Source organism: Citrobacter sp. wls706 (assembly GCF_005281305.1).
In the GTDB taxonomy this organism is placed as follows: domain Bacteria; phylum Pseudomonadota; class Gammaproteobacteria; order Enterobacterales; family Enterobacteriaceae; genus Citrobacter; species Citrobacter werkmanii.
Window position 1 is genome coordinate 475,234 of sequence record NZ_SZXG01000029.1, and the last position, 14,019, is coordinate 489,252.

The window sequence follows — 14,019 nt, forward strand, 5'->3', positions numbered from 1 at the left end:
CCTGGGTGTGAATTAACGATAAATATTGCGTTTTTCTGCCGACGCACACGTTTGCGTATCATATCAGAAAAAAAGGGCTGGAGTTATCCAGCCCTTCATTTTTACTTACTGAACGCTGCCTGGAAGACAGCGACCAGCGCGTCGTTCTGGCTTTGCGTCAGGGTATGTCCCTTCGGATCGATAAACTGCATACTACTGCGGTTATCTAAATCACCGACCTGCAGTTTATAGTCGCCTGACACTAAACCTGGATCGCTTGCGCCCAGTTCCTGCCAGCTGCTATCAGACAGCGGTTTGTAGGTCACAGCGATGCTGCCCTGAGAACGGGTACTGTCGGTAACTTTCATGCCCACTTTCTCAAGCGCTGCCGGCAGACGTTGCCAAACCACGTTGAACGGTCCACGCACCACCAGCATTGGTAAACCCGTGTCATCGGCGGCGCTCTGAACGTCCATGGTGGCTGCAGAGCGGTTCTGCGCGGCATTCGCAGCATCGGTGGCGTTCTTATCCAGACCGGCAGAGATAACGTTCATCATCTCAGCGCTGTAACGCTGCATTGATGCCGCATCGGCTACGGGTTTACCCGCCTGCTCAAGGTTAGTCAGTTTCACCGTTACCGCTTGCTGATAGCCCTGCGGTTTAACCGAGATTTGATAACGTCCACGGTACTGCTCGTCTTCATCCAGACGGTTCCAGTCAACCCAGTCGGTGGTCAACGTCTGGCTGGCATCATCACGCTTAGCGATCGTGTAGTTTTTAGACTGAATGACGCTAACGACCTGTGGCCACAGCGTGTTGCCACGACCATTTTCCACCAGTAATGTCGACGTATCACCCGCGATCTGGGTACGAGCGCCAGTGACTAACGCTAACGGCTGAGCCGGTGGGCGAATGTCCAGCGCTTTACCCACGGCACCACTACCGTTGGTTACCGGGATATTATAGTCACCCGACATAACCGGCAGAATCATCCCAGCTGGCGCATGAAGCTCAGCAAGCGGTGCGGCCTCCAGATAGGATTCATCACCGCTCACCTGGCGCTTATAGCGCGAGTCAGAACTACAGGCCGCGAGCAACATAACAAGCGAAACACCCGCAACCTTGGCCAGGCGCGACTTTTGTACTGAGTAAGCCATCAAATCTCCCTAAACTTTACAGCAAACCGGCATGCTTAAGCGCCGCCTTGACGATTTCACGAGCATTGTCCGTGATTGGCGTCATCGGCAGACGCAGCGTATCGGTCGCCACAAGTCCCAACTCCTTACATGCCCATTTCACTGGGATAGGATTGGGTTCGACAAATAGTTTGTTGTGTAACGGCATCAGACGCTGGTTAATCACCCGCGCCTCGGCAAAATTCCCCGCTGCCGCCAGTTTGCACATTTCAGCCATATCACGTGCCGCAACGTTAGACGTTACGGAAATCACGCCATGACCACCGAGCTGCATAAAATCCAGTCCGGTCGCGTCATCACCGCTGAGCAGAATGAAGTCGTCTGAAACCAGCTCTTTGATCTGGTGAACGCGACTTAAGTTCCCCGTGGCCTCTTTAATAGCGATAATATTTTTTACTTTCGCCAGGCGGCCAACGGTTTCTGGCAGCATATCGCAGCCAGTACGGGACGGCACATTATACAGAATTTGCGGCAGGTCAGTATGTTCAGCGATGGCTTTGAAATGCTGGAACAAACCTTCCTGGGTTGGGCGGTTGTAGTACGGCGTCACCGTCAGGCAGCCGACAACACCGCTATCGTTGAAACGCTGCGTCAGACTAATGGCTTCTGCGGTCGCATTGGCGCCGGTTCCGGCAATAACCGGAATACGCCCGTCGGCCAGCTCCAGCGTCATCATCACCACATCGCCATGTTCATCATGACTCAGGGTGGCAGACTCACCAGTGGTGCCAACCGAAACGATCGCCGAGGTGCCGCTGGCGACATGATAATCAATCAGTTTTTTCAGGCTCGACCGGCAGACTTTACCTTTCTCATCCATCGGCGTAACAAGCGCGACAATACTTCCCGTGAACATGGGCCATCCTCTGTGCAAACAAGTGTCTCAATGGTACGTTTGGTACGACAATAAAAGCAAGCGACCAGAGCCGTTCTGATTGTTGTATGCATGTTTTTTTTATGCTTTCCTTATGATTACCTCACCGCTCAAAGGAAGAACAGGTTTGACATCGTCATCGCAACACTATCTGGTCATTACTGCGCTGGGTGCCGACCGCCCAGGAATTGTGAACACCATCACGCGTCATGTCAGCAGTTGCGGCTGTAATATCGAAGACAGCCGACTGGCGATGCTGGGTGACGAATTCACATTTATCATGCTGCTGTCAGGCACCTGGAATGCCATCACCCTGATTGAATCAACCTTGCCGTTGAAAGGCGCTGAGCTGGATTTATTGATTGTCATGAAGCGCACGACTGCGCGGCCCCGCCCAGCGATGCCCGCCACGGTATGGGTACAGGTCGATGTCCCCGATTCTCCACATTTGATTGAACGCTTTACCGCCCTATTTGACAGCCACCAAATGAATATTGCGGAACTGGTTTCACGCACGCAACCGGCTGAAAATGGAAAGACGGCACAGCTGTTTATTCAAATTACCGCACATAGTCCTGCGTCACATGACGCGGCAAATATTGAAGATGCGTTTAAAGCACTCTGTACAGAACTCAATGCGCAAGGCAGTATTAACGTCGTCAATTACTCACAGCATGATGAACAGGATGGAGTTAAGTAATGAACCCACTGAAAGCCGGTGATATCGCACCGAAATTTAGCTTGCCGGATCAAGACGGAGAACAAGTTAATTTAACCGACTTCCAGGGACAGCGTGTTCTGGTTTATTTTTACCCGAAAGCCATGACACCCGGCTGTACCGTACAGGCCTGCGGCCTGCGCGATAACATGGATGAGTTAAAAAAAGCAGGTGTTGAAGTGCTGGGAATCAGCACCGATAAACCGGAAAAACTTTCCCGATTCGCTGAGAAAGAAGTTCTTAACTTCACGCTCTTGTCCGACGAAGATCATCAGGTTTGCGAGCAGTTCGGCGTCTGGGGTGAGAAGTCATTTATGGGCAAAACCTACGATGGCATCCACCGCATCAGCTTCCTGATTGATGCTGAAGGGAAAATCGAGCATGTGTTTGATAACTTCAAAACCAGCAATCACCACGACGTGGTAATGAACTGGCTGAAAGAGAACGCCTGATTCACGTTTTGCAGAAAAAAGCCTGATGGCGACGCTACGCGTGTTATCAGGCTTCGATCTGCACAAACCCGTAGGCCGGATAAGGCGTTTACGCCGCCATCCGGCAACAACCTCGGTTATTCAAACGTCCCTTTGACGCAGGCTTTTTTCGCTCTGACTACGGTTTTTCCCTTCGCCCACAGGTGATTCACCTCCAGCGCGTCGTTCAGCACCAGAATGTCCGCATCGCATCCCACCGCCAGACGCCCTTTATGCTCCAGTCCTAAAAACTCTGCCACCGTGCGCGTTAGCGGACACAGCGCCTGTTCCAACGGCACAGCATGCACCTTCACCAACTGACGCACCGTTTCCGCCAGGGATTCAAACCCCGCGACGCCAATCCCGGTGAGATTACCTGACTCATCAAATTCCGGCTGGCTGCCGTTGCCGTCCGAGCTTAAGGTAATGCGCGACAGCGGCACATTTTGGCGCAGCGCCGTGGCAATAGCCGTGGCCGGATCAACAGGCTCATCAATGCTGCTGGTAATGTCGATATAACCGCCCTGGCGGGCATACTCCAGTGCCGCCTGGAACAAAGGTTCCGCACGATTAACGTGTGTCGGTAACAGTTTAGTTATCGGCACGTCGCAGTTTTCAAGGATCTGATACAACGGTTCCAGCATGCGCGGGCTGTCGCCCATATGGAAAACGCTGATTCCCGGTTTACGCCCCAGTAATCCACCGACGCGCGACTGCGCCGCCATGTTCGCCAGTGCCTGAGTATCTGGTGCTGAAGAACGATGGTCCGAAATCGCACACTTCGCGCCAATCACTTTATCGATCAGCGCCACGTCGCGATCGATGCTGCCGGTGATAGTCGGGGAAGGCAGAGAGTACGCCCCGGTCAGCATCCAGGCGCTGATACCTTCAAACTCCAGCGCGCGGGTTTTCGCCAGCAGCGACTCCGGATGACGGGTAACACCATCGGTACCCAGTAATCCCACCACCGAAGTGACCCCTGCTTCAACCAACCGTGACAAACGCACTTCCGGCGTGCGGGTGTGCGGCCCCGCTTCTCCGCCGCCGCCAATCAAATGGACGTGCTGATCGATAAACCCAGGACACACAATCGCGCCGTCAAGATTGACACACTCACAGCCGGGAAAGTCTTCCAGGGAAATCGACGGCGCGATGGCAACAATTTTGCTGCCGGACACCAGTATATCCTGTCGGCCTAAATCTTCCGGCGCGTACACATGTCCCTGCTGGAACAACGTCAAATCAAGAATTGAACAGTTCATAACCTTCCTTGTCAGGCAATAACCTGCATGACCCAAATAGAGAGCAGTGCATTAATGACGCACACCGCAATAATAAGCGGATAGTAACGAGGATGGACCCCCGCTGTCCCCAGACAACGTCCCACATTTTGCACCGGGTTGCCCATCAGGTAGATAGCGGGTAACAATACCGTAGCATCATGTCCCGAAAGCGTACCGGCAACAACCAGGCTGGCGCAAACACCGACGCCACCTCCCATACTCATTACCGCCGCCAGCAGGACGGTGGCAGATTCGCCCGGCAGCCCCCATAGCGCCATAACCGGCTCACATACCCGCCCGACAATCTCGAGCAGCCCCGTCACTTTCAGCGCCTGAATAATCACAAACGCCATCACCACGTTCGGCAACAGGCTGGTTGTTGCTATGGTAAACCCGCGCCGTGCGCCATCGATAAACATATCCATGACGTTTTTACGTACCTGAGTTGTCATCTCATGCCTCCTGCTGCGTACGGCGATTTTCCAACTGCGTAATCCATAAGCGCAGCAGGTTAGCCCCCACAAACTTGAACACGAGGATCACCGCCAGCGGCGTAATCACCGGAACGGTAACCATCGTAAACAGCGCGGCTCCCGAGGAAAAATAGTTGGTAATACAGGCGCTGCCGCTGGTTTGCCAGCAGGCAAAAATGGCACGTTCCTGTTCAGTGATAATGCCCTCTTCAGCCATCTCTTTCGTCATCCCGGCCGCGGCATCGGTATTTTGCAAATTCGCGATCAGCGCCAGCGAACAAACACCTGGAATGCCGAGTAACGGGCGCAGGACAGGTGTCATCAACTGTTGTGCGGCGCGCAATCCACCTAACCCTTCGGTGACGGAAATAATCCCCAGAGAAAGAATGACGGAAGGTGCCAGCTCAAGTGCGAATAAAAAGCCATCTTTAGCGCCCATACCACCCGTGCCGCGAAAAGAGATCGCCGTATCGCCTGCAGCATTAACTTTCCCAAACGCACCGTTGAGGGCGGTGAAGTCAAAAACCCGCCACCATTCGGTACTTTTCGCAAACATGCCGGAAAAAAGAATTATTGTAATTAAAAAAGCGAGATAACCGCCCCATCCCACCTTTTGCTGCGTGTGTGTGTTGTGACCCATTTTGTTCTCCTGTTGGCCTTATCCTTGCGTGACGAAAAGACATCACGTTGGTCAAGTTAAAGACAAATGCGGAGAAAAACGACACCAGAGGAGATTATTCAGAATGTGTGGATAGAGGTCAGACAAGTTCAGTTCCGGCGACATTGCATCGCCGGAGTCTGCAGATTAGGGTTCGTCAACAGCCTGACCGTCAGGCCAGGCATGCATGACGGCTTTGATGAGCGTCGCCAGAGGAATCGCAAAGAATACGCCCCAGAACCCCCATAGCCCGCCAAAAATCACGACCGACAGAATAATCACCAGCGGATGCAGGTTAACGGCCTCGGAGAACAGTACGGGGACCAGCAGATTACCGTCCAGCGCCTGGATTATCAGGTACACGGCAAAGCAGCTCCAGAATTCGGTGCCAAGCCCGAACTGGAACAACGCCACCCCAACGACCGGGATCGTCACCACAAAAGCGCCGATATATGGGATCAAAACCGAGAACCCCACCAGCACCGCCAGTAGCAGAGAATAGTTAAGGCCAAACAGCAGGAATCCAAGCCAGGTCGCCACACCAACCACCACCATTTCCAACACTTTACCGCGGATATAGTTGGTGATTTGCTGGTTCATCTCTTTCCATACCTGTCCCGCCAGCCCGCGATTACGCGGTAGCACCCGGCGCACGGCGTTCAGCATCTGGCCTTTATCTTTGATCAGGAAGAACACCATCAACGGGACAAGCACCAGATAAACCGCCAGCGTGAGTAATCCGACCAGGGAGGCTAACGAATATTTCACCACCGAATCCCCCATGGTGAGCATTCGCGAGCGCATATTCTCCGCCATCGCATCAATAATGCCCGCATCCATCAGCGCCGGATAACGTCGTGGTAAAGTGGCGGCAAAATCAGATAATTTATTGAGCATACCGGGCATATCGCGGATCAGGTAGATCCCCTGCTGCCACGCGACGGGCATCACGACAAACGCCATCAGCAGCAAAATGCCGACAAACACCACCAGCACGATTGATGTCGCCCAGCGCCGTGAGCAGCCGATATGTTCCAGCCGTACAGTCGGCCACTCAAGCAGGTACGCCAGCACAATGGCGACCAACAGCGGCGCCAAAAGACCGCTAAAGAAGAACAGGATGCCAAAACCGGCAACCAGAATAATTAGCAGGGCGATGGCCTCGGGGTCGCTAAAGCGGCGGCGATACCATTGCATCAACATTTCGAGCATAAAACCCTTCCATGAACCCAATAGCGGGATTGCGATCCCGAATTGTATCGAAATGTCACAAAAAAGACTTCGCTTTTTATGGCTGATTACGCAAAGTGAAAAGACATTTTTCCTGGGTGTTCATCGTCAGGTTTCACAGTTAAACTTCCTAAGCTTGCGGAGTGTGAACGATACTTCACGGCATTGGTCAAATGGCTATCTCAAAAAAGAATACAGGACAGAGGTTATGTTCAGGCAGTTGAAAAAAAACCTGGTTGCTACCCTCATTGCCGCACTGACCATCGGTCAGGTTGCGCCCGCATTTGCTGACCCCGCGGACACCCTGCCTGATATGGGAACCTCGGCAGGGAGTACCCTTTCCATAGGACAGGAAATGCAGATGGGCGATTTTTACGTACGCCAGCTGCGAGGCAGCGCGCCGTTAATTAACGATCCGCTGCTGACCCAATATATTAATAGTCTGGGGATGCGTTTAGTTGCCCACGCCGACTCGGTAAAAACGCCTTTCACCTTCTTTTTAATCAACAACGATGAAATCAATGCCTTTGCCTTCTTTGGCGGCAACGTTGTTTTGCACTCCGCCCTGTTCCGCTATTCCGATAACGAAAGCCAGCTGGCATCGGTTATGGCGCACGAAATTTCCCACGTCACGCAGCGTCACCTGGCGCGTGCGATGGAAGATCAGAAACGCAGCGCCCCGCTAACGTGGGTCGGTGCGTTAGGCTCCATTTTATTAGCGATGGCCAGCCCCCAGGCGGGTATGGCGGCCCTGACCGGTACGCTGGCGGGTACGCGCCAGGGAATGATCAGCTTTACGCAGCAAAACGAACAGGAAGCGGACCGCATCGGTATTCAGGTACTGCAACGTTCAGGATTCGATCCCCAGGCCATGCCGACGTTCCTGGAAAAACTGCTCGATCAGGCCCGTTACTCTTCGCGTCCACCGGAAATTTTGCTGACCCACCCCCTGCCAGAAAGCCGTCTGGCAGATGCGCGTAACCGCGCCAACCAGATGCGCCCGGTCGTCGTCCAGTCTTCAGAAGATTTTTATCTGGCCAAGGCGCGTACCTTAGGCATGTATAACTCTGGCCGCAATCAGTTGACCGATGACTTACTGAGTAACTGGTCGAAAGGCAACGTACGCGAGCAACGTGCGGCGCAGTATGGCCGCGCACTCCAGGCGATGGAAGCCAGTAAATACGACGAGGCGCGTAAAGCGCTGCAACCTTTGCTGACGGCTGACCCTAACAATGCCTGGTATCTCGACCTGGCAACGGATATCGATCTCGGACAGAAGAAAACAGGCGACGCTATTAATCGCCTTAAAAATGCTCGAGACCTGCGAGTCAACCCGGTACTGCAGCTCAATCTGGCAAATGCGTATTTACAGGGCGGACAAGCCAAAGAAGCAGCCAATATCCTGAATCGTTATACGTTTAACCACAAGGATGACCCTAACGGCTGGGATTTGTTAGCGCAAACGGAGGCCGGTCTCGGTAACCGCGATCAGGAACTGGCGGCTCGCGCGGAAGGGTATGCCCTTGCAGGACGTCTTGACCAGGCGATTTCGATGCTCAGCAGCGCAAGTTCGCAGGTTAAACTGGGAAGCCAGCAGCAGGCCAGATACGACGCCCGTATCGACCAGTTGCGCCAACTGCAAGAACGCTTTAAACCGTATACGAAAATGTAACAGGAAAAAAAATGTCAGACGCGATTAAAATCTACCATAACCCACGTTGTTCCAAGAGCCGCGAAACGCTGGAATTACTGAAGTCCAACGGCGTGGACCCGGAAGTGGTACTGTATCTGGACACTCCGGCTGACGCCGCAACCCTGCGTGAACTGCTGCAGATGCTGGGGATGTCCAGCGCGCGTGAACTGATGCGCCAGAAAGAAGATCTCTACAAGTCGCTTAACCTGGCGGACAAAAATTTGAGTGAAGATGCGCTGATTCAGGCCATGGTAGACAACCCGAAACTGATGGAGCGCCCAATTGTGGTGGCCAAAGGCCAGGCGCGGATTGGACGTCCGCCGGAGCAGGTACTGGAAATCGTCGGTTAAGCTGAAGCCAGCCGCAGTCTTTTCGGCTGCGGCGTTTACAGTTTCAAAATCTCTTTTACGAACGGAATGGTCAGCTTACGCTGGGCGGTGATCGATGCGTGATCAAGCTGATCCAACGTCATAAACAGCGTACGCATTTCCCGATCCAAACGTTTAAGCAGGAAACGTCCCACATCTTCCGGCAGTTCAAACCCACGAAGTCTGGCGCGTAATTGTAACGCCTGCAGCTTATCTTCATCAGAAAGCGGCTGCAGCTTGTAGATTTGTCCCCAGTCCAGGCGCGAAGCGAGATCCGGTAACCCCAGATTGAGCTGCCTGGGTGGGCGATCGCCGGTGATCAGCAATCGCGTTTTTCCCGACTCCAGAATACGGTTATAGAGATCAAAGATCGCCATTTCCCACAGCGAATCACCGGCCACACATTCGATGTTATCGATGCATACCAGCGATAAATGCTCCATACCGTCGAGCACCTCGGGAACAAACCAGGTGCGCTTATCGAGCGGCACGTAGCCAACCGCGTCGCCGCGTGCAGACAGTTCCGCACAGGCTGCATGCAGCAAATGACTACGGCCAGCGCCTTCACGCGACCAGAGATAAATATACCCGCTATGTTCCTGACGCAGCACGTTTTGCAGTGCAGCCAGTAAAGAGGAGTTATCCCCCGGCCAGAAACTTGCAAACGTTTCGTCGTCAGGAAGATAAAGTGGCAGAGAGAGCTGTGCCGGTGTGTTCAGAGATACCTCAACCCAGGATTTCATAAAATCGCGTTGAGTTTAACACAGAAATACGTCGCGATAGAACCGGGCAGCGATGCCACCCGGTCAGAGACTCACTGTTGCGGGCTGTCTGCATCTTTTGCGTCGAGCACCACTTCTTCCGGACGCAGCAGGCTGATGACTTTGAAAATCAGGCTCAGGCAGACGCCGACAATGGTCGCCAGCGCCATACCTTTCAGCTCTGCGGCACCGATATGAACTTTCGCCCCACTCACACCAATGATCAAAATGACAGAGGTCAGGATCAGGTTCTGAGCTTTGTTGTAGTCAACTTTTGATTCGATCAGTACGCGAATACCGGAAGCGCCAATCACGCCGTACAGTAACAGCGATACGCCGCCCATGACCGGCAGTGGGATGATCTGAATCGCCGCCGCCAGTTTGCCCACACAGGAGAGCAGGATGGCAAAAATCGCGGCGCCGCCAATAACCCAGGTACTGTATACGCGGGTAATCGCCATGACGCCGATATTTTCGCCATACGTGGTGTTCGGCGTAGAGCCGAAGAAACCGGAGATCACCGTAGACAGACCGTTGGCGAACATGGAACGATGCAGGCCAGGATCGCGAACCAAATCTTTTTTCACGATATTTGCCGTCACCACCAGGTGTCCGACGTGTTCAGCAATAACCACCAGCGCAGCAGGCAGGATGGTCAGAATGGCAACCCATTCAAAACGCGGCGTGTAGAAAGTCGGCAGCGCAAACCAGTGCGCCTGGGCAATCGGCGTAGTGTCCACGACGCCCATCACAAAAGAAAGTGCATAACCGGCTAACACCCCAATCAGAATCGGGATAATCGCCATAAAACCGCGGAATAGTACGGAGCCAAATACCGTCACCGCCAGCGTCACCATTGAGATGATGATGGTTTTCGAATCCGGTAATTGCCCTTCGGCAGGCAGTAACCCCGCCATGCCTGCGGCGACGCCCGCCAGTTCCAGGCCGATGACGGCAACGATTGCGCCCATCGCCGCCGGAGGGAACATCACATCCAGCCAGCCGGTGCCTGCTTTCTTAACGATGAAAGAAACCAGGCAGAACAGCACGCCGCACATAATGAAACCGCCCAGCGCCACTTCATAACCTAACGGCAACAGCAGCAGCACCGGAGAAATAAACGCAAAGCTGGAACCGAGGTACGCGGGGATTTTACCCTTACAGATAAAGAGATACAGCAACGTACCAATGCCGTTAAACAGCAAAACGGTAGCCGGGTTGATGTGGAACAGGACTGGCACCAGTACCGTTGCGCCAAACATGGCGAACAGGTGCTGTAAACTAAGCGGGATTGTCTGTAAAAGCGGCGGTCTTTCACTTACCCCGATAGCACGGCGCGTCATAGTGTTTTCCTCTGAGTGTTGTTTGTTATTAGCGATTAGGTTGTTGTATTCAAAAAAAAGCCGACTCTTAAAGTCGGCTTCTTTTCACTTATTCGTTTACTTGGTACCAAAAATCTTATCGCCGGCATCGCCAAGCCCCGGAATAATGTATCCGTGCTCGTTCAGCCCCTGATCGATGGAGGCCGTGTACAGCTCAACATCCGGGTGCGCTTTTTCCAGCGCCGCGATACCTTCCGGCGCCGCAACCAGCACCAACACTTTGATGCTGGTGCAGCCTGCATTTTTCAGCAGGTCAATAGTGGCGATAACGGAACCGCCGGTCGCCAGCATCGGGTCAACGATCAGCGCCATACGCTCATCGATGTTAGAAACCAGCTTCTGGAAATACGGAACCGGCTCCAGCGTTTCTTCGTTACGGTACATACCGACAACGCTGATACGCGCGCTCGGAACGTTTTCCAGTACACCTTCCATCATACCCAGACCGGCACGCAGGATTGGCACAACGGTGATTTTTTTACCTTTGATTTGGTCTACTTCAACCGGACCGTTCCAGCCTTCAATGGTCACCTTTTCGGTTTCCAGACCTGCGGTTGCTTCATAAGTCAGCAGGCTGCCAACTTCCGAGGCGAGTTCACGAAAGCGTTTAGTGCTGATATCGTTTTCACGCATCAGTCCCAGCTTGTGTTTGACGAGTGGGTGTTTGACTTCCACGATCTTCATACTCTTCTCCTTTCCTCAGACGAGTGGCAACCACAAAAAAAATCGCCGGATTATACCGCTTTTCGTCTCTGGCGCAACACTGCATCCGCTTGATATGGATCAACCAAAGTCGTTTGCGTCTGGATGATGAGTATAAAACAAGGTCCGAGCTAATGGCGGGGCCTGCATTCAATACCATGAATTTTAAAGATATTAAGCATTATTCTGGATGAAGTGTTAATACCATGAAAAAGATTTCTTAGGCGAGCGTGCTAAGCTCCACTACCGTCATTATTTTTATCGATGAAGATAAGCCCGCAGCTTGCTCTGTGCAAAACACTCTCCGTGAGGTCCGTAACAGAAAAAAGAAACCGGTTTCCTTTTCGTAACGTGATTCAAACAAATAGATAAATGACTGTAAAATGCTGAAAAAATCAGCTGATAAAACTTGATGCAGAGCACGCTCGCAAACGTTTGCTTTCCCTGTTAGAATTGCGCCGAATTTAACTTTTACTGCAAGTAAACATGTGGGGAAGCAGGCAGTGACCGATAAAACCTCTCTTAGCTACAAAGATGCCGGTGTTGATATTGATGCAGGTAATGCTCTGGTTGATCGAATCAAAGGCGTAGTAAAGAAAACGCGTCGCCCGGAAGTGATGGGTGGTCTGGGTGGCTTCGGTGCGCTGTGCGCATTGCCGCAAAAATATCGTGAACCGGTGCTGGTTTCCGGGACGGATGGCGTTGGCACAAAACTGCGTCTGGCGATGGACCTGAAACGTCACGACACTATTGGCATCGATCTGGTCGCAATGTGCGTCAACGACCTCGTGGTTCAGGGCGCTGAGCCGCTGTTTTTCCTCGACTATTATGCGACTGGCAAACTGGATGTGGATACCGCAGCCAGCGTCATTAATGGTATTGCCGAAGGCTGTCTGCAGTCAGGCTGTGCGCTGGTGGGCGGTGAAACGGCTGAAATGCCGGGAATGTACCACGGTGAAGATTACGACGTGGCTGGCTTCTGCGTTGGCGTCGTCGAAAAATCCGAGATTATCGACGGTTCAAAAGTGGCTGACGGCGACGTGCTGATTGCGCTCGGCTCCAGTGGTCCACACTCCAACGGCTATTCCCTGGTGCGTAAAATCGTTGAAGTCAGCGGATGCAACCCGGAAACCACTGAGCTTGACGGTAAACCGCTGGCCGATCACTTACTGGCCCCGACCCGCATTTACGTTAAATCCATTCTGGAACTGATCGAGAAGGTGGATGTACATGCCATTGCTCACCTGACCGGCGGCGGCTTCTGGGAAAATATTCCGCGCGTCCTGCCAGACAACACGCAGGCAGTGATCGACGAATCCTCATGGCAGTGGCCAGCCGTCTTTAACTGGCTGCAAACGGCGGGTAACGTCAGCCAGCACGAGATGTATCGCACCTTTAACTGCGGCGTCGGCATGGTCATCGCCCTGCCAGCTTCGGAAGTTGACAACGCCCTCGCTTTGCTCAATGAGAAAGGTGAAAACGCATGGAAAATCGGTATTATCAAAGCCTCAGATTCCAAACAGCGTGTGGTCATTGAATGAAAAACATTGTGGTGCTCATTTCCGGTAACGGAAGCAATTTGCAGGCGATCATCAACGCCTGCGAACAGAAAAAAATCAATGGCACCATACGTGCAGTATTCAGTAACAAGGCCGATGCGTTCGGCCTTGAACGTGCACGAGAAGCGAATATTCCGGCACATTCGCTGGAAGCCGCTCAGTTTGCCAGCCGCGAAGCATTTGACCGCCAACTGATACAAGAGATTGACGCCTACGGCCCCGATGTCGTGGTGTTGGCCGGTTATATGCGCATCCTCAGCCCAGCGTTTGTCGCTCACTATTCTGAACGATTGTTGAATATCCACCCTTCGTTGTTGCCAAAGTATCCCGGCCTGCATACGCACCGTCAGGTACTGGAAAACGGCGATGAACAGCATGGAACCTCAGTCCATTTCGTAACGGATGAACTGGACGGCGGACCGGTTATTCTCCAGGCGACAGTACCGGTATTTGAAGGCGACAGCGAAGATGATGTCACTGCCCGGGTTCAGGCGCAGGAACATGATATTTACCCGCTGGTGATTAGCTGGTTTGCCGACGGCCGACTGAAAATGCGCGATAACGCCGCGTGGCTGGACGGTAATCGCCTGCCACCACAAGGTTATGCCGCCGACGAATAATCACATCCTCCGGTAGGCCTGAGGGCGCTTCGCTTATCGGGCCTACTCTTCTT

The 14,019-nt window shown here is 53.0% G+C and carries 15 protein-coding genes; 6 read left to right on the forward strand and 9 right to left on the reverse strand.

Going from position 1 to position 14,019, the window contains the following annotated elements:
• Positions 1–101: 101 nt before the first annotated feature.
• Positions 102–1,136, reverse strand: coding sequence for an outer membrane protein assembly factor BamC (gene bamC, locus FDW92_RS07195; RefSeq protein WP_038642564.1), 1,035 nt, complete (start codon positions 1,134–1,136; stop codon positions 102–104).
• A 16-nt stretch (positions 1,137–1,152) separates the two neighbouring features.
• Positions 1,153–2,031: a 4-hydroxy-tetrahydrodipicolinate synthase gene (gene dapA / locus FDW92_RS07200; RefSeq protein WP_016153972.1), complete on the reverse strand. Its 879-nt coding sequence runs from the start codon at positions 2,029–2,031 to the stop codon at positions 1,153–1,155.
• Positions 2,032–2,176: 145 nt separating this feature from the next.
• Here dapA and FDW92_RS07205 point away from each other — a divergent pair, with 145 nt between their 5' ends.
• The gene (locus FDW92_RS07205; protein ID WP_038642566.1) at positions 2,177–2,749 is read left to right on the forward strand and encodes a glycine cleavage system transcriptional repressor; all 573 of its coding nucleotides are present in this window, start codon (positions 2,177–2,179) and stop codon (positions 2,747–2,749) included.
• Positions 2,749–3,219, forward strand: a complete 471-nt coding sequence (bcp, locus tag FDW92_RS07210; RefSeq protein ID WP_038642568.1) for a thioredoxin-dependent thiol peroxidase — start codon at positions 2,749–2,751, stop codon at positions 3,217–3,219. The genes FDW92_RS07205 and bcp overlap by 1 nt, the downstream gene beginning before the upstream one ends.
• Before the next feature lie 116 nt (positions 3,220–3,335).
• Here bcp and iadA read toward each other — a convergent pair whose 3' ends face one another.
• The 4 genes from iadA to FDW92_RS07230 all read right to left on the reverse strand — a co-directional run bounded on the left by iadA (position 3,336) and on the right by FDW92_RS07230 (position 6,863).
• Positions 3,336–4,499, reverse strand: coding sequence for a beta-aspartyl-peptidase (iadA, locus tag FDW92_RS07215; RefSeq protein ID WP_042306872.1), 1,164 nt, complete (start codon positions 4,497–4,499; stop codon positions 3,336–3,338).
• Between the two features lie 11 nt (positions 4,500–4,510).
• Positions 4,511–4,972, reverse strand: coding sequence for a YjiG family protein (locus tag FDW92_RS07220; RefSeq protein WP_003037948.1), 462 nt, complete (start codon positions 4,970–4,972; stop codon positions 4,511–4,513).
• Between the two features lies 1 nt (position 4,973).
• Positions 4,974–5,633: a nucleoside recognition domain-containing protein gene (locus tag FDW92_RS07225; RefSeq protein ID WP_042306870.1), complete on the reverse strand. Its 660-nt coding sequence runs from the start codon at positions 5,631–5,633 to the stop codon at positions 4,974–4,976.
• A gap of 165 nt (positions 5,634–5,798) precedes the next feature.
• Positions 5,799–6,863, reverse strand: a complete 1,065-nt coding sequence (locus FDW92_RS07230; RefSeq protein ID WP_006683504.1) for an AI-2E family transporter — start codon at positions 6,861–6,863, stop codon at positions 5,799–5,801.
• A 226-nt stretch (positions 6,864–7,089) separates the two neighbouring features.
• On the opposite strand from FDW92_RS07230, the gene bepA reads away from it, so the two are divergent.
• Both bepA and arsC read left to right on the forward strand, forming a co-directional pair.
• Entirely contained in the window at positions 7,090–8,553 is a 1,464-nt protein-coding gene (bepA, locus tag FDW92_RS07235) for a beta-barrel assembly-enhancing protease (protein ID WP_042306868.1), read from the forward strand.
• An 11-nt stretch (positions 8,554–8,564) separates the two neighbouring features.
• Positions 8,565–8,924 carry an arsenate reductase (glutaredoxin) gene (gene arsC / locus FDW92_RS07240; RefSeq protein ID WP_042306866.1) on the forward strand — a complete coding sequence of 120 codons (360 nt, stop codon included), beginning with the start codon at positions 8,565–8,567 and terminating at the stop codon, positions 8,922–8,924.
• Positions 8,925–8,959: 35 nt separating this feature from the next.
• Here arsC and FDW92_RS07245 read toward each other — a convergent pair whose 3' ends face one another.
• The 3 genes from FDW92_RS07245 to upp all read right to left on the reverse strand — a co-directional run bounded on the left by FDW92_RS07245 (position 8,960) and on the right by upp (position 11,769).
• A complete protein-coding gene (locus FDW92_RS07245; protein ID WP_211924219.1) occupies positions 8,960–9,661 on the reverse strand; it encodes a DnaA inactivator Hda in 702 nt (233 codons plus the stop codon).
• Between the two features lie 95 nt (positions 9,662–9,756).
• A complete protein-coding gene (gene uraA / locus FDW92_RS07250; RefSeq protein WP_042306864.1) occupies positions 9,757–11,046 on the reverse strand; it encodes a uracil permease in 1,290 nt (429 codons plus the stop codon).
• A 96-nt stretch (positions 11,047–11,142) separates the two neighbouring features.
• Entirely contained in the window at positions 11,143–11,769 is a 627-nt protein-coding gene (upp, locus tag FDW92_RS07255; protein WP_003835110.1) for a uracil phosphoribosyltransferase, read from the reverse strand.
• A gap of 521 nt (positions 11,770–12,290) precedes the next feature.
• Here upp and purM point away from each other — a divergent pair.
• Positions 12,291–13,328: a phosphoribosylformylglycinamidine cyclo-ligase gene (gene purM / locus FDW92_RS07260; protein ID WP_042306862.1), complete on the forward strand. Its 1,038-nt coding sequence runs from the start codon at positions 12,291–12,293 to the stop codon at positions 13,326–13,328.
• Positions 13,325–13,966 (forward strand): phosphoribosylglycinamide formyltransferase, encoded by a 642-nt coding sequence (gene purN, locus FDW92_RS07265; protein WP_042306860.1) that lies wholly within the window; start codon positions 13,325–13,327, stop codon positions 13,964–13,966. Before purM ends, purN begins: the two co-directional genes overlap by 4 nt.
• The last annotated feature ends 53 nt before the right edge of the window (positions 13,967–14,019 follow it).